Raw genomic sequence first — 26538 nt, 5'->3', positions numbered from 1 at the left:
GCTTTCCTATTGGTTTATGACATAGGAGTTGTCAGTTGTTTATTTTTTTATTGATGGGTAGATCTATATATCTATTACAGACAGCGATACCCTATAGAATCGTTGCGCCTTAAAACAAAAACTTATTTATTTCGTGGGGTATTCGTAAATTGGTGTTCTGGGGAGTTAGAGTCAAGTTTGATCATAGAAAAGAAGCTAAAGCACTTAGGGTGAGTAGTGGAGGTATCCCAAAACTGGTGGAGCTTTAATAGCATGAATCTGCTTGAATCACTGTTCAATCTTCGCTTACTTAACTCTAAAAAATCAGAATACGTACCAATTAAGAGTTCCCTAAATTCATTGCGATCTGCTTGTGTTCTGATTTCAAACATATCGATAATATCTTCAAAAAATAAATATTTGTCCCTAGACAGCTCCTCACATTCAGTTGTAATTTCTTTACTCAACATGTGGCACATCATATCGTTTAGAGTACCTAACACCTCTCTATCAATATTTTTTTTGTTCACTGAAGTTTCAAACTTGACCAAATCTAAAAGTGGTGCGGGTACGCCACTTTTAGATTTACTGAAAACCAATTGAGTTTTAGCGCTCAAGCTTTTTGAAGGTACGATGATCTCCCAATATTTAAGTTTAGATTTACTAGTTTCAAATAAGTCAAAACATTGAAGGATGCCAACATTAATTAACTCATTTATATAAAGAGGCAGGTCTTTCTTTTTTACCTTATACATTTGCGAGAAAAGCCGAAATGATTGCTCAGTCAACAACAACTGCTTGTCTGCAATACTTACTAAAATGGCTAACACATCAGCCAAACCACTTGATTTAGTACCCTTTGCAACACTTAACTTCTCAATGCACTGACGAAAAACTCCACATATATAGCGAAACTTAGACTTGGACATTGCTTCGGAAATTAATTGTTGTGTATGAAGCGACAACTGATATTTAAACCTTGCCCCTCTAGAGCTTGAATACAGGTTTAACAACTGGACTTTCTCTAGCACCCCCCTTTCGCTTAAAGCTTTTAGATGGTCACTCACAACTCTTAAATTTGTGGATGTTGTTGAAGCTATATGCCGAACCGTAGCCGAAGAATTATTAAATATTATTTGAGTCACAAGCTTACTCAAAAACACGCGCTCATTGACTGAAATTACCATTTTCAATGTGTCATCTGTGTTCAATGCAATAAGTAACTCATGATATTTTAATTGCATAATTAACCTCTAGCATCTATAAATCCTACAATATAGAAATAAACATGATTTGTCACGTTACGCATCACGACCAAGATTATGAATGGTAAATTTCAGAAGTTAGTAAGTTGGATTAATAAAGATAAGCACCAAAAAAATAAGATGGATTGGGTTATTGATTACTTGCAAAGAAAGTATCCAATGCCTTCCCTTGTTCATCAGGACAAAGGTTTAGCAATTAAAGCTCTGTATCAAAATGCATGTCACTTCAATACCGAAAGTGAAATATATAAAAACATGCTTGATGCATGGAGAGCCCATTGCTATAGAGCAAATAAAAAATCGAAAACGAATAGGTTAGAAATAACAATATCTGATGAAGTCAGGAAAAGGCTCATCAAGCTCGCCTCGGAGGTGGAGGGGAAGAGCATTAACGAAACTTTAGCATTGTTAATTGACAACAATTATCACGCTTATATAGAGAATAGGCGTAATGTAAAAGCAGCTAAAACCAAGAGTCTTGAAACTAAACCTAAAGATAGGGACTTATATTTAAAGCAAACAATATTTAAGCTGGAAAAAGATATATCGAAACAATATGAAATTCTAGAAAAACTCAGTCAAAAATTACTAGATACAAATTAGACGCTGTGACCACACTAGCCATAAATGTAACAAACAAGGTAACAAACCGACCTAGAACAAATATATAAAACTATAAAAAACAAATTACTACATAGCTAACTTTAACTCCCCCAGCTCCACCAATAAAGAAACCCTGTGCTGACAAGCACGGGGTTTTTTATTGCGTGGAATTTGGATAGTGACAAATATACCAAGAGCAGATTAGGCTGCTCAGGCAGGTGCATGAATGAAATGGCGTACAATTACACAGGTAAGATAAGGCGATAAAATCAGCCATCAGGTCAAACTATTGATGAGTTTTAAACCCGATGGCTCTGTCTTATATATGATTGGTGGATATAAAAGACCCACCGAGATAGAGGCGCTTAGCCTTGCCCCTTGCCCTGCTCTTTAATTAGCTGTTTCAGCTCTTGTATTTCCTTGTGCAGATCGTCGATGGTTGGCGTATTGTCCGCCGCTTCCTTTTCCTGGCGCACCTTAGCGTGTTCGTCTTCCATTACGTTAACGACGATGCCTATCACCATGTTCAAAAATGCAAACGCGGTGAAGAAGATAAACGTCAGGTAGAAAATCCAAGACATGGGATAGACTTCCATGGTTTCGTATTGAATATCCGTCCAGTCTTCGAAGGTCATGATCCTAAATAGGGTCAGCATGGAAATGGCAATGTCGCCCCAGAGTTCGGGGTTGATGTCTTTAAAGAGAAAGCTGCCAAACGCCGCGTAGATATAGAAGATAATAAACATCAGCAGGATCACATAACCCAACTGGGGCAGAGCTTTGATAAGGGAGTTGATGAGTACCCGCAGCTCCGGCACCACCGACACCATACGCAGTACCCGGAATACCCTGACCAGGCGCGCTAACAGGGCCATTTCACTGTCATTGATGGGGATCAGGCTGACCGCGACAACCAGGGTATCAAAGATATTCCAGCCTTTTTTGAAGAAGTTCTTTTTATCTTCATCTGTGATGAAGCGGATCGATATTTCGAACAAAAAGAAGACGGTGATGAATACATCCAGTATGTTGGTGAAAGACATCGCACCATCGGGTAAAGAAAAGGTTTTTGCTCCTATCTCTAAGGCGGAAATAATTATCACCGACACCACGGCCAGCTCGAACAGCTTGTTGTTCTTCAGGTTGTTTAACGAGTATCTAATGTTTTCGTACATGATGAGCTAAATTTAATAAACCAAAAATAGACGCAGTGAGCGCGATTCTATCATTGGAAAACAAAAAGCGTATCGTTAAATTTTTAGTTGGAGCAGATGATTACACTAGGTGTACATTAGGAGCCTTAAGCACATTAGGTCAAGCAGCCGAATCCCTTGCAGGGAGCGCGAATTGCCCGGGCCACGAGTGCCAAAGGCATCTATATAACGTTCTTCATTGTGGCCTTACGTTCTTGACTGGTTTCCATGAAAAGGGAGCGATATCAATTTTATTCCCCCACCTTGGAATCAATATTTATATTGCAAAAAAGCCAATAAACCCTCTTAAATAAAACATCAAAAATAACCATTGGTTTTATTTATTTTGTAGATATACTCGGCTAAATACCCTGTATGCCTATGGGCATTTATTTGCTAGCTGAGAAAAATGAACAAGAAGCCTGACATTACTATTTCTACCTTAGATTTAGATCGCCTTTATGACTTGATTGAGTCCTTGCCTCACAACAGCGCCTCTGGCCTTGAGTTGTTGGAGGAAGAACTAAATCGAGCCAATGCGCTGCCGCCTGAGCAGATGCCACCCAATGTGGTTACCATGAATTCAACGGTTAAATTTTACGTGGCGTCGACGGATAAAGAACTCGAACTGACCTTAGTGTATCCAAAAGATATGGACACCAGCGGTAAAAAAATATCTATTCTTGCACCGGCAGGCAGTGCCTTAATTGGTTTGGCCGTGGGCGATGAAATTGAGTGGCCTAAGCCCAGTGGTGGCACCCTTAAAGTACAAATTACCGAGGTACTGTATCAGCCCGAGCGCGCTGGCGACTTCGTTTCATAAAGTAAACCCTATTTGGGCTTAAACAACAGGGGAAATACCGGACTTGGCTATTTCCCCCATAACTATTTAAACCCTAACTAGGGCATTACCCTACTTGCCTTTGGTTGCGCAATCTACACTTTTGTGCGCCGCTGCTGCGCTTCCACCAGCATTAATTCGGCCTTGGCACCAAGGTAAACATAAATCCCCAAGCCGATTAATAAGCCGATAACACTCAGCATCATCAATAAGGCAGGAATGGTAAATTCGCCTTGCCCTAACGAGGCTTTAAACATGGTGAGCAATGCCTCGATGGACACGGCTATCAATATCGTCGAGATAAACCGGGTAATGGTACGTCGGGTTGAGCTATGTCTGAAGATATCCTTATGCATTAAGATTTCTTCTTCTAAAATGGTTTTGCCAAGGTCAAATATTGACAGGGCTAAGGTGATAAAAATAATAATTCCGAACGGCCTTAGCGGATCGCTCACATTATTAAGGTTGGCCAGTAAATCTACTATTTCTATACCAACGTTATAAACCAAGACTAAAACCAGGGTAAATAAGCTCACCACAATCACACTGTATCCGACTTTAAATGCACCACTAAAACGGCCGCGGGAGCGATCCCCCATGATATATTCAATAAGCTTAACCAGGTTAACATCGACAACCGCGTAACCTTGTTTATGCTCTGCCAGGGTGCAACTTGTTAATACAGAGACGCACAAATTGCCCGATGCTAAAGAGATATAGGGCTCGGTCATCACCACGGCGGATTGATTGTCCGCAATGGCGATAAAATAAGGCCGGCTGGCACGATTGACGCCCCTGCCCGGAGCAATATGGCCATCGGCTTGAATATTGGCACTGAGCTGCATGCCTTGGGCATTTAGCACATACACCAGCTCGGCAAAGCCATAACACCGACATACCTGTGCCACTGCTTTATTCACATTGCCCGGCCAATCGTTCTGGGCAACCAGCGAATGTATTAAAGATTCCAATAAGGGCACCACATCGGCGTAATGTTCTCGATATCGCTCAATAACGCTTAAGTAACTCATCGCCATACTCAATCCTCGCTGCAATTGCTTAAGCTTTCTGCACGCAGGTTTGATGCCAAATTAAATTAAGCCTAAATATCATATGATTACATCTTAAAACCGCCTTTATCTGGACTCTGGATGTACTAAAACGGGGCGAAATCACTAAGCCCGTGCCCCGCTTCGGTGCAACCTGTAAAAACATTCATTCTCTATTTAAGTTCTTGTTCTATAATGAACCCATTAGTAATACAAAAAAGGGAAAATGTTATGAAACAGCTAGTTGCCGTAATCACCTTATTCGCCAGCGCATTCGTACTAAGCGCCTGTGAAGATGCCAAAACCAGCAGCGAAAAAGCCAAAGAAAGCGCCGCAGAGGCCAAAGAAGAAGTGGTGGCTGCCTGGGACAGCGCCGTTGAGGAAGTAAAAGAAGCGGCCAACAACTTGCAAGAAGAATCCTTCTCTGAAAAAGTTGATGAATTGATGGCTGAAACCAAGGCGCTTGCCTCAGCGGCCAGTGAAGAAGGCAAAACTCAGTTCAGCCAGCTGATGGCCGACTCCAAAGAGTTAGCGCAAAAGGCCTGGGATGAGTCAAAAGAAGGTGCCGGCGAGCTATCGGATGAAACCAAAAACCAGATTGACGCGCTGATTGAGAAAATCCGCGAAACCCGTGAAGAGTTAGAAGCGAATCAATAAGCGTTTAACCACCCAAATGTGATGTTACCAAACCCGGCGAAAGCCGGGTTTTTATTTGCCCAAAACCTGGGCTCGCCCTAGCCCTGCTTTTGAATATATTCCAAGGCCGTCATTTTATGATAAGTGACGTTAGGGTGCAGAATATGCGTGGGCTGCGGGTCGACCACCTCAATGGGAATGGCTAAGCTGCGCGCCACCTCGAGTGCCATCTGGGTAATATTGACACTAAAAGAGGTGCCCATAAACACCATGCGATCCGCCGCCAGCATGCGCCGCTGCGCCTCATCTATACCGTACAGGTCGGTATAGTACTCATCAAACAGCAACACAAAGGGCTTAAACGAGCGATGCAGCACCGGCCCCTGCTCTGGGATGGCAAACACCTCTAATAGGGATTGGCTTAGCCGCGACTCATCCACCTGCTCCCAGGGAGCAGTTAGTTTATCAACCGGCTCGCCCTGATTGTGAAATTCGGTCATCAAATCCAGGCGACCATGAATGGCGATATAGTCCTGGTTACCGGCCTTGCCATCGAGACCATCGATGTTTTGAGTGATCAGATTTTTATCCGCCAACCAGTAATGCACCTCGTTCGGACCATGGTTACGATAACTGGCAAATCGATGGTAATACCAGGCGAGAAACTCATCCGGGCGCATTTGGTACATGCGCCGCGTCGCCATTTCCATCGGCGTATAATTTTTACTGCCGATGCGCCAAAAGCCGTCTTCACCGCGAAAGGTGGGAATACCGCTGGCGGCACTGACGCCGGCACCGGTGATATACAAGGTATTGCTCATAATTGTGGGCGATTAAGGATCATGTGGTTAGCTTGCCCCAAGCGATGTGAGCGAGCAAGTGTAATTGCCCGCCGTTTTTATCAGAGCCAAAGGCTACGGCCAAGGCTAAACCTTGACCATGGGCAGATTTACCCGCACCACCAGCCCACCCTGTTGCTGATTATGCAAGCTGATATCACCATGATGGGCCTCGCAGATTTCCCGACACAGGGCTAAGCCAAGACCACTGCCACTGCTTTTGGTGGAATAAAATGGTACCAAGGCGCTGGCCATCACGGTCTCGGTCATGCCCTTGCCCTTATCGCCGACGCAAATCACCTGCTGTCCATGGCTTTCCACGCTCAGCCAGACATCCTCTGCGGCACCGCCCGCCTCATGAGCATTCTTCAACAGATTGATAAGCAGTTGCTGAATTTGTGTTTCGTCGCCATAACCAAACTCCGCCAACTCCCCCTTGACCTTGAACTGCCATTGCTGCGCCAACCCTTGTATTAATTCGGCCCATCTAAATTCGCTGAGTTGTGGCTGCGGGAGTTTGGCGAACTTGCCATAGCCTTGTACAAACTCACTCAGGCGGGCGATGCGCTCGTCTATGGTATTAAACACCCGCTCTAGGCGTTCATCGTCTACCCGTTGGGCAATTAAACGCCCGGAGTGCAACATGGAAGAAATCGGTGCCAGTGAATTATTCAGCTCATGGCTGATAATGCGTATCACCTTCTTCCATACCTGTACTTCCTGACGCGATATTTCCCGGGTCATGGGTTTTAGAATATAGAGATTATGGGGTTGGTTATTTAATAAAAACTCGCCGGTGGCCAGGTGCCAGGTTTGCCTTTGTTGCTGCTCCTGATCAACGCTAAACAGACCCTCTCCGCCGCGTTGCAAGGCTTCGGCAATGGCCTCGGGCATGCCACTAAAAAGATTCGAGAGCGTTTCCCCTTCCACCTTAATACCGGCAAATAGCAAACCGCGAGCACTGTGATTGGTATACACGATTTGCCCTTTCGAATTCACCAACAGCAAAGCCTGCGGCGAGTTATGCAGCACCTTGTCGAGCATCAGCTCTCGTTGATAGATCCACTGGCGCTCTTGATGCAGCTTGTTGGCGGTTTCATTGTACAGGCTGCATAAATCCCCCAGCTCATTGTTGCCCTGATAGGCCAAGGTGGTTGAAAAATCCCCGTCTTTAAAGTTTAACAGCCCCGACTCGACCGCCTGTAAGCCTTTTGCTATGGGCGATACCACCAGGGTCACAAAGAGCGCCTGAACTACACCCAAAGCCAGGGCCAGAACCAGCCCCTGCATAAGGTTAAATACGTCAAATAAGACGCCGATGGTGACAAGCAGGCAGATAAACAGGCTCATCCACAGACTGAGCTGCCAGATAAGTCGACCCGCCCCTTTGGGAAATATAATCATCAGTAATCGATACCAAACTTTTGCATGCGTCTATACAAGGCCTGACGCGATAAACCAAACTCCCGAGCGACCTTAGCGACTACTCCCTGATGGGCACGCATGGCCGCTTCAATTTCGTGTTTTTCCGGTTCATGCTTAACCTGGTGATTCTCACCGACATGATGCAGCGCGAAGTCTTCAGCCTGCAACTCTCCTTCGGGTTTGAGCACACCAATGCGCTTACAGGCATTTTCCAGCTCACGCACATTGCCAGGCCAGGAATGCTGGCGCAGCATGGCTTCGGCATGAGGGCTTAATTCCCGTCCCGGTAGAAAGTGTGCGATTAAGGCGGCAATATCGTCCTTGCGCTGCGCTAAAGGGGGAATGCTAAGCTCGATAACATTAAGACGATAGTACAGGTCCTCGCGAAAGCGCCCCTGCTGGATATCACCGAGCAAATCGGCGTTAGTGGCGGAGATCACCCGCACATTCACCTTGCGGGTTTGGGTTGAACCCACACGTTCAAATTCGCCGGTTTGCAGCACCCGCAACAGCTTCACCTGACCATCGAGCGGCAGGTTGCCAATTTCATCCAAAAACAAGGTGCCACCATCGGCGGCTTCGAAACGACCGATTCGGGTTTGCTTGGCACCGGTGAAGGCCCCCGCTTCGGCGCCAAAGAGCTCGGCCTCAATCAAATCCGCCGGCAAGGCTCCTGCATTAACCTTAATAAAAGGCTTGGCTTTAAGGGGAGAATTACGGTGGACAATCTCGGCGATGCCTTCTTTACCACTGCCGTTGGCACCGGTGATAAGCACGGGCACATCCGAGCGCGCCACCTGCAAGGCCATGTCCACCACCCGATGCATGGCGGCACTGGCAAAGACCTGACCGGCCAAATCGGCACCTTCCTGGACCTGGGTGCGCTCTTGAGCCTGGCGTTTAAAGGTGGCATTTTCACTGGCCGCCTCGCCCAGGGCCACCAGGTTATCTATGGTGGTGAGCAGCTTTTGGTCATCCCAGGGCTTGCTCAGATAGTCGGCGGCTCCGGCCTTAACCAGCTCCACCGCGGTACTGAGCTCGGTCCAGGCGGTGATAAGGACGATGGGCAAATGAGGGTTAATGTCGCGCAAGTCGTAAAATAATTTTTTGCCTTCCTCACCCGAGGTGGTATCGGCGCTGAAATTCATATCCTGAAGCACCAGCGCGATACGCTGATAGCGCACAATATGTAACGCCTCGGCGGGCGTTTCACAGGTCACGGCGTGGTAGTCATGCAGCTCTAGGAGCAGCGACAAGGCGTCTAACACCGCCGGGTTATCGTCAACTATCAGTATCTTTTTCATATTATCCATAATCTAGAGCGCGCCCAAGGGCGCGCTGAATTGTTGTTATTATATTGAGCGCGTGGCAATACTTGGTGCCACTTTGGCAGCGCGCAGTGCGGGTCCCCATGCTGCCACTAGGCTCATTATGAGCATAAATACCGCACTCGCCAATACGAAACTCAAAGATAAGCTAGGTAATGAGAATATTTTCATTAGCTGTTGTCCTAACAAGACCGCCAAGGCCGCGCCAATAACCAGTCCCAGTCCAGCAACTAACAGGTTCTCAATGAGGAAGTAGCGAACAATGGCCGACTTGCGTGCCCCTAAAGCGCGGCGCGTACCAATTTGCTTGGTGCGTTTACTGATATTGAACAGGGTAAGGCCGAAAATACCCAGAGCAGTGACCAGCACCAACACCACAATCAAGACCATCAGCATGCGCATCACCAGGGTATCACGGGCCAGATAAGATGCCTTGCTTTCATCCAAGCCTTCGATGCCGTAAAAAACACGGCGCGATTCGCTTTTTAATAAGATCTCTTCCACTTTTGCCATCACTTGTGCGCGCTTGCCTGGCTCGGTACGTACTAAAAATCCGGTGCGAGGTTGAGACAGGTTGAATGGGAAGATCACCACGTTAGCCGGACGGCTGTCATTCAGCCAGGGGCCTTTAATGGTGTCGATAATACCGATAATTTCCACCGCATCTTCGCCCTGATACAGCGACTTGCCGAGGGCTGAGCCATCGGGATACAGCTCTTCAGCAAAATCCTTGGTAACTATCGTGGTACTGGGCAACTTATCGTAGTTATCCGCGTGCACCACTTCTTCCGGGTAGAAATTACGCCCTGCGATCAGTTTGGCGCCCAAGGTATTGAGCATATGTTCATTGGTGGTGAAGTAAGCCGCCCGCACCCCGGTACTATCTCGGGATCCGGCACCACATGCATGCTACTTGACGAGCCACTGCCCGACAACGGCATCCAGTTAGTCATGGCGGCATCGATAACACCGTCAATGGCGCGCAGGTCGCGCTCATCCTGCGCATATTGCTGCACCAGGTTAATACTGGGGTCGAAGGTGCTGACACTAAGGCCGAAAATCGCTTCTTCGTCATAACCGGTTTCTTGATTCAGATAGGTCAGGCGGTCACTGATCATAAACGCGGCATTGCTGACGATGGCCAGGGTGATTGCCACTTGTATCAGCAAGAGCACCGCCCCTATTTTTGAGCGCAGCAGTGCGTTGATCATGGGTTTTAATTCTAACATGGGTCTCTCCTACTGCGTTTTCAGGTAATAAGCTGGGTTAGTGCGACACACCTGCCAGGCCGGCAGTAAACCCGCCAAAATACAAGCGACAATGGCAATGATGGGGGCGCTGGCGAGCATCAAAAAATCCATCTTCGCCAGACCCGAATAATAGCTGTAGCTTTCTCTGACACCCCACAAACATAGCTGCGCCAGTAAAATGCCCAGCAGGCCACCGAAGAGTCCCAATAGCCCCACCTCAACAAGGTGCTGAAAAAATACCTGAGTTTTACTCGCCCCCAGGGCACGACGCACGCCCACCTCGGGCGCTCGGCGCATAAATTTAGCTAACAGCAGACCTAGAATATTGGCCAAACACACGGCCAGGAACATAAAGCTTAACAACACCAGTATCTTGTTATCCTCGCTGACCACCTCGTTGTATTCCATCCATTGGTTAACATCGCGCAGGCTATATTTAGGGTCTTTTCGGGCAAAGCGACCTATTTTCTGTTGCTCCTGAATATAGCCTTTTAGATACTGCTCATAATTGGCTTTCGCTTCAGGGCTATTGAGCTGCACCCAGTACTGGATCCAGATGACTTCAGAATCGAGCCTTTGTTTAAAGGTAGTCACCATTTCACGCTTCCAGCCGTTGCTGTTACCCCAGGTGCCGATTTCCAGCTCCTTGACCAGTGAAAATGGGTAAAACACCCGCTCGGCACGTCTAAAAGCACCGTTATTCAAATCGTAGTATTTGGTGTGCTCGGTAATCGGCTCAATCACCCCCACCACTTCAAACAAGAACTTGTCGAGAAACACCGTCTTGCCTACCGGGTTGGCATCACCAAAGAGCTCTTCGCTGAGGCTACGCTCTAACACCACCTTGTTCACCGCATTGTCCTCATCACTTTGGCTCCACGGGCCGCCATGGATAAATTGGGCGTTGAACATGGAAAAGAAGTCCCGCCCCGTAGCCCTGGCGTCCATCAATTTAGGAGTATTGCTCTCGTCGCCCAGGTGCACGGCAAAGCCGGTGCGCACCATGGCTGCCTGGGCATCGCCTTTGGCGTCCGTCATCAACCTTTGTGCATCTTTAAAGGTCAACTGGTAGGGAATATCATCCTTGGTAAACCAACCCTCGCCTTCGTCCATGGTTTGCAGTTGCAGCGCAAATAGCTGCTCGCTTTTGCTTGGAATGGGGTCGGCGCTCATCATGTGATACACCGACAAGGTGGTCATGGTGATGCCGATACCTATGGCAATGGCTATCACCATCAAGGCACTGACCAGGGGCGTGCGTTTAAACGAACGCCAGCTTAAATCTACATAGTACCAAAGCATATTAGGCCTCCGCTGCGCGTGCGGCGATGTCACCCGCCGTCTGTTCTTTATTGGGCGCACCCTGATACAGGCTGAAGTCGGCAAGTTGACCGTCGACCACCTGAATATTGCGCGGCGCGCGACGAGCCAACTCAGGATCGTGTGTCACCATGACTATGGTGGCGCCTTCGCGGTTAATTTCTTCGAGGATTTCCATCACTTGGCGAGCCATTAAACTGTCCAGGTTACCGGTTGGCTCATCGGCGAGTAAAAAACGTGGCTCACCGGCCAAAGCCCGGGCGATGGCCACCCGCTGCTGCTGACCACCGGAAAGCTGCTGCGGCAGGTGTTTGGCACGGGCGCCCAGGCCTACCAGCTCCAGGCAACGTTCAATGCGCTTTCTGCGCTCCGCTGATTTAATGCCGCGATACCGCAAGGGTACTTCCACGTTCTCATACAGATTCAAGTCGGGAATAAGGTTAAAGCCCTGAAAGATAAAGCCGATTTTTTGGTTACGCAGATCGGCACGCTGATTGTCGTTGAGCTTGCCGACATCGATACCATCGAGCTCATAGGTGCCGCTTGAAAAGGGCTCCAGCATGCCGGCAATATTTAAAAAGGTGGTTTTACCGCTGCCGCTTGGGCCGGTGACGGCGATAAACTCGCCCTGCTCCACCTCGAGATTAAAGTCTCGTAGCGCATGGGTCTGCACCATTTCCGTTTGGTATACCTTGTTGATGTTATTCATTTTAATCATTGTATTCTTCCTCTGATGTTGAGCTGGAGTTAGCGCAGTAAAACGCGCTCGGCCTGCTTAAATGAGTCATAGTTTGATACCACCAGGGTATCGCCTTCGGCGACGCCGGCGGTGAGCTCCACATTGGCTACGCTGGTCGCTCCGGTTTGAATTTGAATGCGCTCGGCCACATCGCCATTGACGCGGTAGGCTATCAAGCCGCCCTCGTTCATAAAGGCCCCGCGACGCACCATCAATACGTTTTCTCTGTTTTCTAATAGGATGCGTGCCGATAGGCGTTGATTTTGACGAATTTTGTCAAACTGCGATTGATCGAAGCGTACACGGGCACTGACCTGGCGTTCTTTCACTTCCGGCGAGATGGACGACAAGGTGCCCACCACGCGGTTGTCGGCAATTTTAAGCTCAACCTCCAGACCCAGGCCCAGCTCGTTGGCATAGCTTTCCGGCACCTGCAGCTCGGCTTCAAAGGCGCTCAGGTCAACCAAGGTCATCAGCGCTTCGCTTGGCGACACCGCCCCCTGCTGCTGCACCAGCCAGTTACCCACCACTCCATCAACGGGAGCGACAATCTGCAACTCGTTAACGCGGCGGTTTAGTTCATCCACCACCAGTTGCTGGCGCGTTACATCTCCCTGCGCCGATTTAAGCTCAAAAGCCAAGGTGTCTTTACCGATTTCAACTTCTTGTTGGGCGTGTTTGTAGGCCAGCTTAGCGCGCGCCAGGTCGTCCTGGGCCTGCTCCATGTCGATTTGGCTGATAAGGTTATCCTTAATAGATAACAGCGCCCGGCGGTGCTCACGCTCGGCGGCATTCAGGGTGACTTCGGCCATGTCTAAGGTTTTCGCCAGGGTCAACTTGTCGCGACGGATCTGCAGTTCTTTGCGTGATAGCTCATCGCTCAGGCGCTGCAGCTCTGATTCTTGTTGTTTAAGTTCGTTGGTCAGTTCCGGGCTGTGCACCTTAGCTATGGTTTGGTTCTTTGCCACTTCGTCGCCTGGGTTGACCAATAGCTGTACATAGCCCTTTGACGGGCTGTAAATTTGCGGCGCATTGGCGGCCACAATAAACCCTGTGGTAGCGATATCACGAACTAGGTCGCCACGGACCACGGCTGCAGTTTTCACCGCGTCTCGGCTTAGTGATAATTGGGTATCACCGTTACTGGCGCTCAGGCCGTAGGCAGCCAAGGCCGCAACCAAGGCCACGCACGCCGCTCCAAGCCAATATTTGCGGTAGCTTTTAGTGGCCGCTAGTTGAATATCTTGCCCCTGAGTATCGCGGATCATAGTAACGCCTCACACTGGTTAGTGAGGTTGGGTGTTTTCATCAAACCAATAATAAACGCCGCCACTAGCATCAACAGTGGCGAGGTAAAAAAGACTAAGGTAGTGATCAACATGGTGCTATCCGTATGTTTTCTAATTGGTTTATTAGTTACGAGAAGCGTGCCAATATAAGTAAAAATATAACTTCTTGTTTTTAATGGGTTTTAATTTAAAAAGGTGAAGCTTGGCGCTTGTCCGCGGACATTAAAAGTGTCCGCTTCGGACACTTTTTTCGCGACAGCCGGACGCTTTTGGCCGAACCAGGATAAGCCCAAAGGATACAAAGTAGCAGTGAGAGATAAATATGATTGGTGAGTAAGAAGAAACGGGAAAATAACTGGGTGGCCGCAGATGCCTCGGCCACCGATGGGACTTGGGAGATTTAATCGTCCTCGATATTATCCATGCCCTTGGTGCCATCTTTCGCCTTGAGCTCATGATGGATGGCTGATTTGATCAACATATAGCCGGTAATGGGCGCGGTGATCAACAAGAAGATGGAGATCAGGATTTCTTTAATATTAATCACCCCATTTTCTACGCTGAAGAACACGTTGGCGGCTATCAGTAGCAAGGCCATACCCAAGGTAGTGGCCTTAGTCGGCCCGTGCAGGCGCATAAAAAAGTCCGGCATTTTCACCAAGCCAATGGAGCCGATAAGGATAAACAGTCCGCCGAGGATTAATAACGCCGAAATAAGCCATTCAGTCATAGCCGCTCCTATTCAATGATGTCGCCACGGAGCAGGTACTTACAGACCGCCACCGTACTGACAAAACCCAACATGGCAATAAGCAACGCCGCTTCAAAATAAATCTGCGTTTGCATGCCGATACCATAGAGAATAATTAGCGCTATGGTGTTGATATACATGGTGTCCAAGGCCAGGATGCGATCCGGTACCGAAGGGCCGACGATCAAGCGCCACAGATTAAGCATCAAGGACACGCCGATCATGGCAAAAACCATCAGTAATACATTTTCTAGCATTGAAAAATCTCCTTAAGGGGCGCTTCGTAGCGACGCTTAATGGTCTCGATCAGGGCCTGCTCATCATCAAGGTCCAGCACATGGATAAGTAAGAAGCGCTGCGTTGGCACCTCGCCTTTGGGCAAGGACTCAGGAATGGGATACACCTCGGCACTGACGGTGCCGGGCGTTAACGACACCGTGCTGGCCAGCATGGTAATAGGCAGCTCATGCTCTAAGTCCAGCGGCACCTTGATAAAACCTGGGCGCAAGCGTTTGGTCGGAGCCAGAATTTTAAAGGCCACTTCGACATTGGCGGTAATGATGTCCCACAATACAATAAACAACTGCTTGGTCGCCAGGCCCGGGCGCAAAATCAGTGGCTGGGCGGTCCGAAACGGTGCAATCACCAGGGGGATCACAATCGCCAGCACGGCGCCAAGAATGAGGTGGCCGGCGGAAACACTGTTGTTTAACAGCAGCCACACGGCGAATAATAAAATGCTACGAAATGGCGTTGGCAACCACTTATAACGAGCTTGTAAGCGCATGTTATTGCTCCTTAGCCAAGGCAAATACTGTGTCTATGGCCACCTGAGAATTGTGCAAAGCGGCGGCCGCCTGATTACTCATCTCACTTAGCGGCGCGGCAAACACCGTCATCATCAGGGGCACGGCCAAAATCAACACCAAGGCCCAGGTACGGCGTTTACCGGCGTAGACATTGTCTTCAAACTGCTCATCCTGATTGGGGTGATCGTGCCAGAACAAACTGGTTCCGGCGCGCGACAACGCCACCAGGGTGGCCAGGCTGGCTAGCAGATAAATGGGCCAAAACACCCAGGCCACTTGGGCGCCATAAGAGGCGTCGAGCAACCACAGCTTGGCAACGAAACCGGATAAGGGTGGTAAACCGGCCAGGGCGATGGCGGCAAACACAAAACAGAAACCCAACAATTTAGGCTGGGCGACGCCACGGCTATTAACCAGGCGATCCTGCACCTTGCCGCGCTGCAGGGCTATCATATCGGCAACCAAGAACATGGCGGCACAGGCAATGGTGGAGTGGATCAGGTAATAGATGGCCACCGCCGTGGCCTGCTCGTTGTTGAGCGCCACCATGGCAATCAGGGTACCGACGGACACAATCACCAGATTGGCACTTAAACGGCGTAAGTCTTCCGCCGCCAACACGCCTACCGCACCCACCACCAGGGTAACCAGGGCCAAAGGCCACAACCAGGTGCTGGCGATACCGCTTAGCTCCCCTGCCTGCTCGCCAAAGATCATGGTGAAGACACGCATAATGGCGTAGACCCCAACCTTGGTCATGATCGCAAATTGAGCGGCAATCACCGGCATAGCACGGCCATAAGTAGCCGGCAGCCATAGATGCAAGGGCAGCAAGGCTGCCTTGAGGGCAAACACGATAAGCAGCAGCAGACCACCAATCTTGGCTAGATAAATATCATCGCCTTGCAACAGCGCCACCTTCACTGCCATATCGGCCATATTCAAGGTACCCAGCACGCCGTACAGTACGCCCAGGGCTATCAAGAAAATGCTCGAGCCAACCAGGTTTAAAATCACATAATGCAGCGCCGCCTTGGTGGTGTGCTTATCTTTTTTGTGCATCAGCAAAGCGTACGAGGCGATCAATAAGACCTCGAAAAATACAAACAGGTTAAACAGGTCACCGGTTAAAAAGGCACCGTTAACGCCCATCAGCAGGAAATGCGCCAAAGGATGAAAGAAACTCCCCGCCTTGTCGTCGCCACGACTGGCATACACTATGGTCACCAAAGACAAAAAGCTGGTGAGGATACACAGGGCCACCGCCAGCGGGTCCGCATACAAGACGATACCAAAGGGCGGCTGCCATTCACCTATGGCGTAGACCAGGGGACCACTGCCCAAGATAGTAGTTAATAGCAAGGTCGACGCAACCAGGGTAAACAAGGCCATAAAGGTGGCCACCCAACGTCTTAATACCAGGTTCTTCCCGCATGGCGGCAGCAATAAAATGATGCCCGCCAACAGCGGCAATAATACGGGTAAGGTGATCAAATGCTGCATTTATTTCGACCCCTTAGTGGCGCGGCTTGCTCGCGGTTGACCGTCCACATGGTCGTTACCCAAATCGGCACGGCCACGAATGGCTAGGATCACCACAAAGGCGGTCATCGCAAAGCCGATTACGATAGCGGTCAGTACCAACGCCTGTGGCAATGGGTCTGCATAACTGGCGGATTGTCCAAGCACCGGAGCCTGGTTTATTTTCAATCGGCCCGATGAAAACAGAAATAGATTGACCGCATAAGAGAGCATGGTCAGCCCCAGCACCACGGGAAAAGTACGGGCGCGCAAAATCAGGTAAATGCCGCAGGCCACTAACAGACCTACACAACTTGCATATAAGAGTTCCATTAGAGATTAACCTTTTCTTTCGGGGTTTCTGCCGTCAATTTACCAAGACTGGCAAGGATCATTAATGTTGCGCCTACCACAGTTAGATACACACCTAAATCAAATATCATGGCGCTGGCCAATTCGGTCTTACCCACCAAGGGGATATCGAAATAATCGAACCAGCTGGTTAAGAAGTTACGGCCAAACAGCCAGCTACCTATTCCGCTCAGGGTGGCAATGGCCAGACCCGAGGCGATGACCTTGCGGTAGTTAATATCCATACGCGCTCGGATCCAATTGGAGCCGTTGGCCATGTATTGCAAAATAAAGGCAATCGAGGTTACCAGGCCGGCGATAAAGCCACCACCCGGCAGGTTATGACCGCGTAGGAAGATATACACGGAGACCATAATCGCCAGCGGTAACAAGCTTTGTGAAATACTCGCCAACAGCAAAGGATGGCGTTCACGTGCCCAAGGACGCCCTTCGCTGTCCGAGGCCGGCATAAATAACGGTAGATTTAATAACAGCTTGTAAATACCCAAGGCGGCGATGCCTAGTACGGTGATTTCACCTAGGGTATCGAAACCACGGAAGTCCACCAGGATCACGTTGACCACGTTAGTACCGCCACCGCCGGTTTTGGCGTTGCCGATAAAGAACTGGGAAATACTCTCTTGCGGGCGCGTTAACAGCGCATAACAGATACTGCCAACTACAATACCTATGGCACTACTAACCCCTAAGTCACGCAAGATACGCAGCGAACTCGACTCCTTCGGGGTGCGCTGCGGCAAGAAGAACAGCGCCAGCATCAGCAACATCACGGTCACTACCTCTACGGTAAGCTGAGTCAGGGCCAGATCCGGCGCCGAGAAACGGGTGAAGGCCACGGACGTCATCAGACCCACCACGGACACCAGGATCAAGGCTATCATCCGCGAGCGATGCCATATCAAGGTGGCCAGCGCACCTATCATCAGCAACGCCGCACCGATGGCATTATGAGCATCTATCTCACTAAGTCCGGTTGCCCCAGCCAGGGTGTGCATTTCAAACAAGGGTAAACCCGCCACCACTAAGGTAGAGAGCAAAAGAATAAAGACGTAACGCTGCAATGAGCCGTTCTCAATACGCAGGATTTGCTCGCGCGACCACACCACCACTCGTTGAATACTGGCATCGAACGCTTTTTTGGCACTGACGCTAGGCAAAGAGGCCTGGAATTGGAACAGGTATTTACGCTGCGAGTAAATAAAGAGACCACCGGCCACCGCCACCGCACTCATTAGTAGCGGCAGGTTGAAACCATGCCAGATAGCCAGGTGATAGTCCGGCGCCTCGGCACCCAGCACGGCGTGAGAGGCCACGGTTAACAGCGGGTCCACCACAAATGCTGGGAACAGACCAACCAAGACACACAGGGTCACCAGAATTTCGATCGGCACACGCATATAGCGCGGCGCTTCATGAGGCTGTTTTGGTAAATCTTTTGGCTCACCATTAAAGAATACGTCATGGATAAAGCGCGCCGAATAAGCCACCGACAAGGCACCGGCTACGGTCGCCAGTACAGGGATCAGCCAGGACATGGAGCCTAGCATCTGCTGGTGCAGGGTTTCGGCAAAAAACATTTCTTTCGATAAGAAGCCGTTCAGGAGCGGTACCCCGGCCATGGACGCCGCGGCCACCATGGCTAAGGTCGCCGTATAGGGCATATAACGCCACATGCCATTGAGTTTGCGCATGTCCCGGGTGCCGGTTTCATGGTCGATAATACCCGTGGCCATAAACAAGGAGGCCTTAAAAGTGGCATGGTTGATGATATGGAAAATCGCCGCCACCGTTGCCAGTTGAGTGTCCAGACCCAACAGCAAGGTGATCAGACCTAAGTGACTGATGGTCGAATAGGCCAACAAACCTTTGAGGTCGTGCTTAAACAAAGCAATGTAAGCACCCACCAACAAGGTGGTTAAGCCGGTAACGCCAACGATAATAAACCACAGCTCGGTACCCGCTAAAGCCGGATAGAAACGCGCCAGCAGGAAGATACCCGCCTTAACCATGGTTGCCGAGTGCAAGTAGGCACTGACTGGCGTCGGTGCCGCCATGGCATGGGGCAACCAGAAATGAAACGGAAACTGAGCCGATTTGGTAAAGGCACCAAGGAGCACCAGCACCAGAATAAGCGGATACCACTCGGAGCTTTTTACCAGCTCGCCACTTTGCAAAATCACATCCAGCTCGTAGCTGCCAACCAGTTGTCCCAGTAGCACCAAACCTGCAAGCAGGGCCAGACCACCGGCCCCGGTAATAGCCAAAGCCATACGCGCGCCCTTACGCGCCTCGGGGTTATACCACCAATAGCTGATCAGCAAGAAAGAACTGACACTGGTCAGCTCCCAGAAAAACCACATTTGAATAATGTTGTTCGCCGTGACTATGCCGAGCATGGCGGTCATAAACAGCATTAAATAGGCATAGAGCTTGGGCATGGAGTCGTTGGCGCTCAAATAATAGCGCGCATAGAGGATGATCAGCAGACCTATACCCAAGATCAGAATACAAAACAGCAGGCTTAAACCGTCTAAGCGAAAGGATAAATTCACCCCTAATTCAGGTATCCAAGGTAGGCTGGCGTAGAGTGTTTCGCCGGCCAATACCTGCGGCGCCATGCTGATCACCAGCGCCAGGCAGATTATAGGCATGATTGCGGTCACGGCGGCGCTTTGATTGCGCGACAATTTGCCGGTAAAACTCGCAAGTAAACTGCCTAACAAGGATAACAAGGGTATCCACAGCAATGTCATAGTTTAAAAACCTTCACTTTTGTTACCAAATTCCTTGGTAAAACTGTTATTTTTGACCCCGCAAGGGGCGGGCTCTTGAGACACCGAGAGCGTCAATACTAAGATTAGTTCAGTGCCAATTAAATTTTAATAATTAATCAGTTATACTGGGCTGCCCAGGCTTTGTCTAGACTCGCTAAGGCTATTCGGCTAAATCTTAGACGCCGGTTAACACCCTACTAACCTACCTAACAAAAATCTAGGCCACACCCCAATGTGACATGGCTAAGAGTCACTTTTATTATCCAGTGCGTCGCGATATTCACGCCACCGAGTTTCGCCACTGAGACGATAAAATAAGTCGGCAAAACGAATATGCTTCCTAGGCCTTGCCAGCTCGGCTAGCCACAGCCTTCTGTATAAAGGCGTCATCCCGACTTCCGATTGCTCCATCAGGCTTTGTTCTGCGCTGGGTTTATAGCCACGACCATTCCCGCAATAGGCACTGGGCACCCAGCCCTGAGGCGCCTGCTCACCGACAAAGAGGTTGGCATACACACGTCCCGATTGTTCACAGGCGCTTTGCTGCGCTGGCGGCGCCGGATACTCATCGGTGAAGCCACTGAAATGCAGGAGCTCGTGCATAAACACATGATAAGGGGCACTTACGCTCAGGTGCATAATGCCGCCCTGAACATTGGCCAGGCCCCCGCCCGTCATCATGACGATAAAATCAAATCCCGGCGGCAACTTATTCGGTTTGCGCGCTAACGGGCGCCAGTCACAGCGACCAAAGCTATCGGCGGAATATTGGCAATCCAGGGTATCGCCCAGATACTGCGGCTCAGACAAACAAAATAACCCGGCCTCGGGCTCGGGATTAGCCAGGTAGCGCCCTCGCAATTGTTGCAACTTATGCATGGCTGCCAGGCTGTCACCAAGGAGCAGCAAATTGTAGCGGCATGATTGCGCCCGCACTTGTCGTAAGTCGGTGCCAAAACCCAGCTGCCGAGCCTGCACTTGTCCGGCGGGCCCAACTTCTAAACCAAGATGGAAACGGCGGCGATATTCCAGCTCATCGGGTAAGGCATAAACCTGATTAATTTCGCCCAGCGCCTGCCATTGCCCGCGTTGTGCCAAGGTCTCGGCCAGTTGCTGCCATAGCTGTAGTGTGCCCCCTAATTCCTCATTATCGCCCAGCGCCTGCTGCCAATGTAGGCGAGCACCATTAATATCGCCTTGCTTGAGCAGCTGTTGCGCTAACAAAACCCGGGCCTTGGGCGCACCCAGCTTGGCGAGGCGGCGAAACACAGCTTCGCTGTAATCCTGATAGGTTAAGTGTTCGGGGCTGTGATAAAACCAAAAGGTGGCGGCGGCGACATGATTAGGCGCCTGGAAATACACCAATGCGGGGGTATGACTGATACTCCCGCACAGGCATAACAAGATGAGGGCAATAAGGCTAGTGCGCACCCTCGCCTGCCATTATGTCCAGCTCAAGGCGCGCATACTTATATTCGACAAACTCATACACATTGGTCGACAGCGCCAGTTTGAAATAGTCGCTGGCCAGGGTATTTTCGCCCTTAGCCTGATGGCTTTTAGCGATATAGAAATAGGCCTCACACAAACGCTCGGCGTATTCTTGATGCGACTCGACTCCCTCGGCCAAGGTGGCCAGGAGTTCCCTTTCGGTGATTTTCCCCTGATAGAAGGCCACCAGTTGATAGGCCCAATTTTGTGGATCTAAGGCCTGAGCCATATCTGCCAGACTGGTCTTGGCTTTTAGCGGATCTTCGGCGCGTTCGGCGAGATAAACCCAAAGTACCCGGTAGGGGTCGTCCGGGGCAAAACGTAAAAAGGCCTGTAGATCGTCGCTGGCCAAGCCCGGGCGCTCGCCATAATACAGAGCGATGCCGCGGTTCAAATAGGCGTATTCATGCTCGCTGTTGAGCTCTAACACCGAGTCGAACATTTCATAGGCCTTGCCGTATTGCTGCATCAGGGTGTGATGAATGCCAAGGAAGTTATACACCTCGGCCAGATCTGGTTTCAGGTTCACCGCACGGCTAAAGTCGATGCGCGCTAAGGTACTTAACCCCAGACTGTCGAATAGCTTACCGCGATCATAATAAAGTAAGGCTTGTTGCTCACTGGGCAGCTCGGCCTGCTCAATCAGCTCGCTGTAGCGGGCAACTGCCACTTCACTGCGGTAATCACTGGGCAAAGGCGCGGCAAAAGGCACGGTAACTACGTATTGGGGACTATCTGGTACGGATTGGCAACCGGTTAAGAGTAGCGTGATAACGCTGGCTACCGTAAGCGATAATGTTTTTCTCAAAGTCCTATACCTATAATCCGTGTGTGGATTTTCATTAAACCATAAAAAAGGGGCCTAAACAGCCCCTTTTACTATGCTTTTATCGCTTATTCGGCGTCTTTTGCCGCTTCCGCTGCAGGCGCGTTTTGCTCTTGCGCCTCTTTGATGCTTAGGCGTACACGGCCTTGGCGATCAACTTCTAGTACCTTAACCTTTACTTCCTGGCCTACGCTCAGGTGGTCGGCAACGTTGTTAACACGCTCATCACTGATCTGTGAGATGTGTACTAAGCCGTCTTTACCAGGTAGAACGTTAACAAAGGCACCGAAATCAACGATACGTACTACTTTACCTTCGTAGATGGTACCTACTTCCAGCTCAGCCGTTAATTGCTCAACACGCGCGATGGCAGCGCGAGCGCTTTCACCGTCAGTTGCAGCAATCTTAACTGTACCGTCGTCTTCGATTTCAATGGTAGTACCGGTTTCTTCGGTAAGCGCACGAATCGTCGCACCACCTTTACCGATAACATCGGCAATCTTCTTAGGTGGAATGTTCACTACATAGATGCGTGGCGCGTAGTCAGAAAGCTCAGCAGCCGGTGCAGAAATCGCTTCGTCCATCACCTCTAGGATGTGTAGACGAGCAGCCTGTGCCTGGTTAAGGGCGATCTGCATGATTTCTTTAGTGATACCTTCGATCTTGATATCCATTTGTAGTGCGGTAACACCTTCAGAGGTACCGGCTACTTTAAAGTCCATGTCGCCAAGGTGATCTTCATCACCCAAGATGTCAGAAAGAACAACGAAGTTGTCGCCTTCTTTCACTAGACCCATGGCGATACCGGCAACTGATGCCTTAGTAGGAACACCGGCGTTCATTAGCGCCAGTGAGGTACCACATACAGAAGCCATTGACGATGAACCGTTAGACTCAGTGATTTCAGATACCACACGGATTGAGTACGGGAATTCTTCAAGTGTAGGTAGTACCGCAGCAATACCGCGTTTCGCTAGGTTACCGTGGCCGATTTCACGACGCTTAGGCGAACCAACAAAGCCAGTTTCACCCACACAGAATGGAGGGAAGTTGTAGTGCAACATGAAACGGTTAGTAGAAGTACCTGTTAGGTCGTCGATCATCTGAGAATCACGCTCTGTACCTAGTGTTGCCGTTACTAGCGCCTGAGTTTCACCACGGGTGAAGATAGCACTACCGTGAGTACGGGCTAGTACGCCAGTTTTCACGTCAAGGGCACGAACCATTTCAGGTGAACGACCATCGATACGCTGCTCACCCGCGATGATGCGACCACGAACGATTTTCTTCTCAAGTGAACCGAACTCGCCTGATACTTCTTGCTCGTCCACGCTTTCGTCTTCGCCAAGCTCAGCGTTTAGTTTTTCGATCACTTCTGCTTTCGCTGCGCTAAGAGCGTCTTTACGCGCTACCTTGTCGGTAATGCGGTACGCTTCACCGATTTTCTCTTCGGCGATAGCTGCAACTTTACCCGCTAGGGTTTCATCTTTTGCTGGCGCAGTCCAATCCCAAGCAGCTTTACCCGCTTCGGCTTTGAACTCGTTGATAGCATTGATGATGGCTTGAGACTGCTCATGACCGTAAACAACGGCGCCAAGCATTACGTCTTCTGGAAGCGTTTCTGCTTCTGATTCAACCATAAGTACGGCGTTGTCGGTACCGGCAACAACGAGGTCTAGCTTGCTTGTTTTAAGCTCGGTTAGTGATGGGTTCAATACGTATTGACCATCGATGTAACCTACGCGTGATGCACCGATAGGACCGTTAAATGGAATACCAGAAAGCGCTAGGGCCGCAGAAGTACCAATTAGGGCCACGATATCAGGCTGGATTTCAGGGTTTACTGAAACCACGGTCGCGATTACCTGCACTTCGTTTACGAAGCCTTTCGGGAAAAGTGGACGAATTGGGCGGTCGATTAGACGCGCGATAAGCGTTTCGCCGTCGTTAGGACGACCTTCACGCTTTAAGAAACCACCAGGGATACGGCCAGCCGCATACATTTTTTCTTGGTAGTTAACAGTCAGAGGGAAAAAGTCCTGACCTGGGTTCGCTTCGCGACGACCTACTACGGTTACTAGTACCGACGTATCGCCGATACTTGCTAGTACCGCACCGTCAGCCTGACGGGCAATAGCACCGGTTTCTAGCGTTACAGTGTGTTGTCCGTACTGAAATTCTTTAATAATTGCTTGCACTTAATCATTCCTTAAGTTGCATTTAACCCGCTCAAAAGTTGAATTGCCAACCTTAAGCTAGGTTAAAAAGGTTTTCTTAAGCACCTTACCAATTACAGTAAATAACCACACTCGAGCGAATGCCTTTATTTACTACAATTGGCAATATGGTGCCATCTAGTGTGTAGGCTCAGCCTACTTACTTAGACAGAGCTAAGTATACTCGCCAAAAGCGCACAAAAAAAGGGGCGATTAGGCCCCTTTTTCAAACTGGTATCAAAGAATTAGCGACGTAGGCCAAGTTCTTTAATCAGCGCAGTGTAACGCTCGATGCTCTTACCTTTAAGGTAGTTAAGCAGGTTACGGCGCTGGCTTACTTTGCGAAGAAGACCACGACGTGAGTGGTTGTCTTGCTTGTGGTTAGCAAAGTGGCCTTGAAGCTTGTTGATATCTGCAGTTAGAAGTGCAACTTGTACTTCAGGTGAACCAGTATCGCCTTCAGCGCGTGCAAATTTAGCAATGATATCTGCTTTTTCTTGGTTGCTTAGTGACATAAATTACTCCAAAAAATGAGTGTTTATATACGGTAAGAGCCGATCACTAATCCAGCCCCACCAATTGAGCGCGCTATTTTACCAAGCTGACCAATAACTACAAGTTATTTGTGATGGCCACGGCACGCTTGGCTTTTAGATGACCATGCTGGTTACGCTCACCCACACCCAGGAAACGCTCGCCACAACGCACGGCGCACACTTCCTCTGGCACCTCGCCAATCACCACGGTTTGCCCATGGGTAAAAGCTATTGCCTGTTGCTCGTCAATTTCCACGCTGGGCAAGTCTTGCACTGCCGTATCCATGGGCAGCAACAGGGGATCCAACACCTCGCTGGGTGCCTTGTCCTGGCTTTTGGCTTCATCAAGCAGGGCTTGAAGCTCGTCAAGAGTCACCATTTTCTCAGCCGGGTAATGGCCCACCTTGGAGCGATGAAGCATGATCACATGCGCGCCACAGCCGAGTAACTCACCTAAATCATCCACTATGGTGCGAATATAGGTGCCTTTAGACACATGAGCGGTCATCTGAATTTCATTGGTCTGCTCGTCAAACTCGTCCAGCGTCAAGCTATAGACGGTAATGCGACGACACTTGCGTGGCACCTCAATGCCTTCGCGGGCATACTTGTATAAGGGCTGGCCTTGATACTTGAGCGCCGAATACATGGACGGATACTGATCCGACTCACCAATAAAGCCGGCAACATGCTGTTCGATTTGCGCCTTGGTGACCTGCACATCACGAGTTTCAACCACGTCGCCATCGGCATCCGAGGTGGTGGTACGTTCACCCAGCTTGGCGCGCACCACGTAGGTCTTGTCGGTATCGAGTAAGAACTGACTAAACTTGGTCGCCTCACCAAAGCAAATCGGCAGCATGCCGGTGGCTAACGGGTCAAGTGCCCCTGTGTGCCCCGCCTTCTGCGCATAGTAAATGCCTTTGGCCTGTTGTAAGGCGCGGTTACTGGAGATCCCTTGTGGCTTGTGCAATAACAGCACGCCATCGACCGGACGGCCTTTTGTACGTCTGGCCATACTGATTATTCTTCCTCGTCGCTGCCGCCGCGCTTTTGCTTGTCTTCGCGCATAACCGATTCGACCAGGTTAGAGATACGCATACCTTCTAGTAATGAAGTATCAATAACAAAACGTAGCTCTGGAATAATACGGGCGCGAATACGCTTGCCCAGTAAAGAACGAATATAACCGCTGGCATCGTTTAGCACACGCAGGCTCTGCTTGCTCTTGCTCTCGTCTTCTTGATTGAACACGGTAACAAAGATTTTTGCGTAAGACAGGTCACGCGACACTTCTACCGCCGATACCGTTACCATGCCTAAACGGGGGTCTTTAATCTCACGCTGAATGATCACCGCGATTTCTTTTTGGATCTGTTGCGCAACGCGCTCTGTGCGAGAAAATTCTCTCATTTTCACCACTTATATTTAGGATACCTGCGCAAACGAGGCGGCAGGTATTACACAATCACAAATGGGGGCACAA

24 protein-coding genes and 1 pseudogene are annotated in these 26538 nt (G+C 49.7%); 3 read left to right on the top strand and 22 right to left on the bottom strand.

Features of this window, described 5'->3' with window-relative positions:
• Positions 1–122: 122 nt before the first annotated feature.
• Positions 123–1223 (bottom strand): hypothetical protein, encoded by a 1101-nt coding sequence (locus tag C2M36_RS13705; RefSeq protein ID WP_105255371.1) that lies wholly within the window; start codon positions 1221–1223, stop codon positions 123–125.
• A 78-nt stretch (positions 1224–1301) separates the two neighbouring features.
• Here C2M36_RS13705 and C2M36_RS13700 point away from each other — a divergent pair, with 78 nt between their 5' ends.
• Positions 1302–1847 (top strand): hypothetical protein, encoded by a 546-nt coding sequence (locus tag C2M36_RS13700; protein WP_105255370.1) that lies wholly within the window; start codon positions 1302–1304, stop codon positions 1845–1847.
• A 365-nt stretch (positions 1848–2212) separates the two neighbouring features.
• Here C2M36_RS13700 and C2M36_RS13695 read toward each other — a convergent pair whose 3' ends face one another.
• Positions 2213–3022, bottom strand: a complete 810-nt coding sequence (locus tag C2M36_RS13695; protein ID WP_105190035.1) for an ion transporter — start codon at positions 3020–3022, stop codon at positions 2213–2215.
• Between the two features lie 427 nt (positions 3023–3449).
• Here C2M36_RS13695 and rnk point away from each other — a divergent pair, with 427 nt between their 5' ends.
• Positions 3450–3863: a nucleoside diphosphate kinase regulator gene (gene rnk / locus C2M36_RS13690; RefSeq protein WP_105255369.1), complete on the top strand. Its 414-nt coding sequence runs from the start codon at positions 3450–3452 to the stop codon at positions 3861–3863.
• A 113-nt stretch (positions 3864–3976) separates the two neighbouring features.
• On the opposite strand, the gene C2M36_RS13685 is transcribed toward rnk, so the two are convergent.
• The gene (locus tag C2M36_RS13685) at positions 3977–4912 is read right to left on the bottom strand and encodes a general glycosylation pathway protein (protein WP_442792663.1); all 936 of its coding nucleotides are present in this window, start codon (positions 4910–4912) and stop codon (positions 3977–3979) included.
• 249 nt (positions 4913–5161) lie between these two features.
• On the opposite strand from C2M36_RS13685, the gene C2M36_RS13680 reads away from it, so the two are divergent.
• Positions 5162–5587, top strand: coding sequence for a hypothetical protein (locus C2M36_RS13680; protein ID WP_105255367.1), 426 nt, complete (start codon positions 5162–5164; stop codon positions 5585–5587).
• Positions 5588–5664: 77 nt separating this feature from the next.
• On the opposite strand, the gene C2M36_RS13675 is transcribed toward C2M36_RS13680, so the two are convergent.
• The 19 genes and pseudogenes from C2M36_RS13675 to rbfA all read right to left on the bottom strand — a co-directional run bounded on the left by C2M36_RS13675 (position 5665) and on the right by rbfA (position 26465).
• Positions 5665–6387, bottom strand: coding sequence for an SIR2 family NAD-dependent protein deacylase (locus C2M36_RS13675; protein ID WP_105255366.1), 723 nt, complete (start codon positions 6385–6387; stop codon positions 5665–5667).
• A 105-nt stretch (positions 6388–6492) separates the two neighbouring features.
• Complete coding sequence (locus C2M36_RS13670) at positions 6493–7809, bottom strand: sensor histidine kinase (protein WP_234399177.1); 1317 nt, start codon at positions 7807–7809, stop codon at positions 6493–6495.
• Positions 7809–9134: a sigma-54-dependent transcriptional regulator gene (locus tag C2M36_RS13665; RefSeq protein WP_105190038.1), complete on the bottom strand. Its 1326-nt coding sequence runs from the start codon at positions 9132–9134 to the stop codon at positions 7809–7811. The genes C2M36_RS13670 and C2M36_RS13665 overlap by 1 nt, the downstream gene beginning before the upstream one ends.
• 48 nt (positions 9135–9182) lie before the next feature.
• A pseudogene (locus C2M36_RS13660) lies at positions 9183–10387 on the bottom strand (ABC transporter permease).
• A 9-nt stretch (positions 10388–10396) separates the two neighbouring features.
• The gene (locus C2M36_RS13655; protein WP_105255365.1) at positions 10397–11710 is read right to left on the bottom strand and encodes an ABC transporter permease; all 1314 of its coding nucleotides are present in this window, start codon (positions 11708–11710) and stop codon (positions 10397–10399) included.
• 1 nt (position 11711) lies between these two features.
• Entirely contained in the window at positions 11712–12446 is a 735-nt protein-coding gene (locus C2M36_RS13650; RefSeq protein ID WP_105190041.1) for an ABC transporter ATP-binding protein, read from the bottom strand.
• Positions 12447–12475: 29 nt separating this feature from the next.
• The gene (locus C2M36_RS13645; RefSeq protein WP_105255364.1) at positions 12476–13735 is read right to left on the bottom strand and encodes an efflux RND transporter periplasmic adaptor subunit; all 1260 of its coding nucleotides are present in this window, start codon (positions 13733–13735) and stop codon (positions 12476–12478) included.
• 421 nt (positions 13736–14156) lie between these two features.
• Entirely contained in the window at positions 14157–14486 is a 330-nt protein-coding gene (locus C2M36_RS13640) for a Na+/H+ antiporter subunit G (RefSeq protein ID WP_105255363.1), read from the bottom strand.
• Between the two features lie 8 nt (positions 14487–14494).
• Positions 14495–14764, bottom strand: a complete 270-nt coding sequence (locus C2M36_RS13635) for a K+/H+ antiporter subunit F (RefSeq protein WP_105255362.1) — start codon at positions 14762–14764, stop codon at positions 14495–14497.
• Positions 14758–15294, bottom strand: coding sequence for a Na+/H+ antiporter subunit E (locus C2M36_RS13630; RefSeq protein WP_105255361.1), 537 nt, complete (start codon positions 15292–15294; stop codon positions 14758–14760). Before C2M36_RS13630 ends, C2M36_RS13635 begins: the two co-directional genes overlap by 7 nt.
• 1 nt (position 15295) lies before the next feature.
• A complete protein-coding gene (locus tag C2M36_RS13625) occupies positions 15296–16819 on the bottom strand; it encodes a monovalent cation/H+ antiporter subunit D (protein WP_105255360.1) in 1524 nt (507 codons plus the stop codon).
• Complete coding sequence (locus tag C2M36_RS13620; protein WP_105190046.1) at positions 16820–17170, bottom strand: Na+/H+ antiporter subunit C; 351 nt, start codon at positions 17168–17170, stop codon at positions 16820–16822. It lies immediately after the preceding gene.
• Complete coding sequence (locus tag C2M36_RS13615) at positions 17170–19962, bottom strand: monovalent cation/H+ antiporter subunit A (protein WP_105255359.1); 2793 nt, start codon at positions 19960–19962, stop codon at positions 17170–17172. Before C2M36_RS13615 ends, C2M36_RS13620 begins: the two co-directional genes overlap by 1 nt.
• Positions 19963–20226: 264 nt before the next feature.
• Positions 20227–21414 carry a hypothetical protein gene (locus tag C2M36_RS13610; protein ID WP_105255358.1) on the bottom strand — a complete coding sequence of 396 codons (1188 nt, stop codon included), beginning with the start codon at positions 21412–21414 and terminating at the stop codon, positions 20227–20229.
• On the bottom strand, positions 21404–22282 hold the full coding sequence (gene nlpI / locus C2M36_RS13605) for a lipoprotein NlpI (protein WP_105255357.1): 879 nt from the start codon (positions 22280–22282) through the stop codon (positions 21404–21406). Before nlpI ends, C2M36_RS13610 begins: the two co-directional genes overlap by 11 nt.
• An 86-nt stretch (positions 22283–22368) precedes the next feature.
• On the bottom strand, positions 22369–24498 hold the full coding sequence (gene pnp / locus C2M36_RS13600) for a polyribonucleotide nucleotidyltransferase (RefSeq protein WP_105255356.1): 2130 nt from the start codon (positions 24496–24498) through the stop codon (positions 22369–22371).
• A 263-nt stretch (positions 24499–24761) separates the two neighbouring features.
• Complete coding sequence (gene rpsO / locus C2M36_RS13595) at positions 24762–25031, bottom strand: 30S ribosomal protein S15 (RefSeq protein ID WP_105190051.1); 270 nt, start codon at positions 25029–25031, stop codon at positions 24762–24764.
• 97 nt (positions 25032–25128) lie between these two features.
• On the bottom strand, positions 25129–26070 hold the full coding sequence (gene truB / locus C2M36_RS13590) for a tRNA pseudouridine(55) synthase TruB (protein WP_105255355.1): 942 nt from the start codon (positions 26068–26070) through the stop codon (positions 25129–25131).
• Positions 26071–26075: 5 nt separating this feature from the next.
• Positions 26076–26465: a 30S ribosome-binding factor RbfA gene (rbfA, locus tag C2M36_RS13585; protein WP_105190053.1), complete on the bottom strand. Its 390-nt coding sequence runs from the start codon at positions 26463–26465 to the stop codon at positions 26076–26078.
• Positions 26466–26538 lie beyond the last annotated feature (73 nt).

This window comes from Pseudoalteromonas sp. T1lg75 (assembly GCF_002964705.1).
Taxonomy (GTDB): domain Bacteria; phylum Pseudomonadota; class Gammaproteobacteria; order Enterobacterales; family Alteromonadaceae; genus Pseudoalteromonas.
This window is presented reverse-complemented; position numbering and strand designations above follow the sequence as displayed.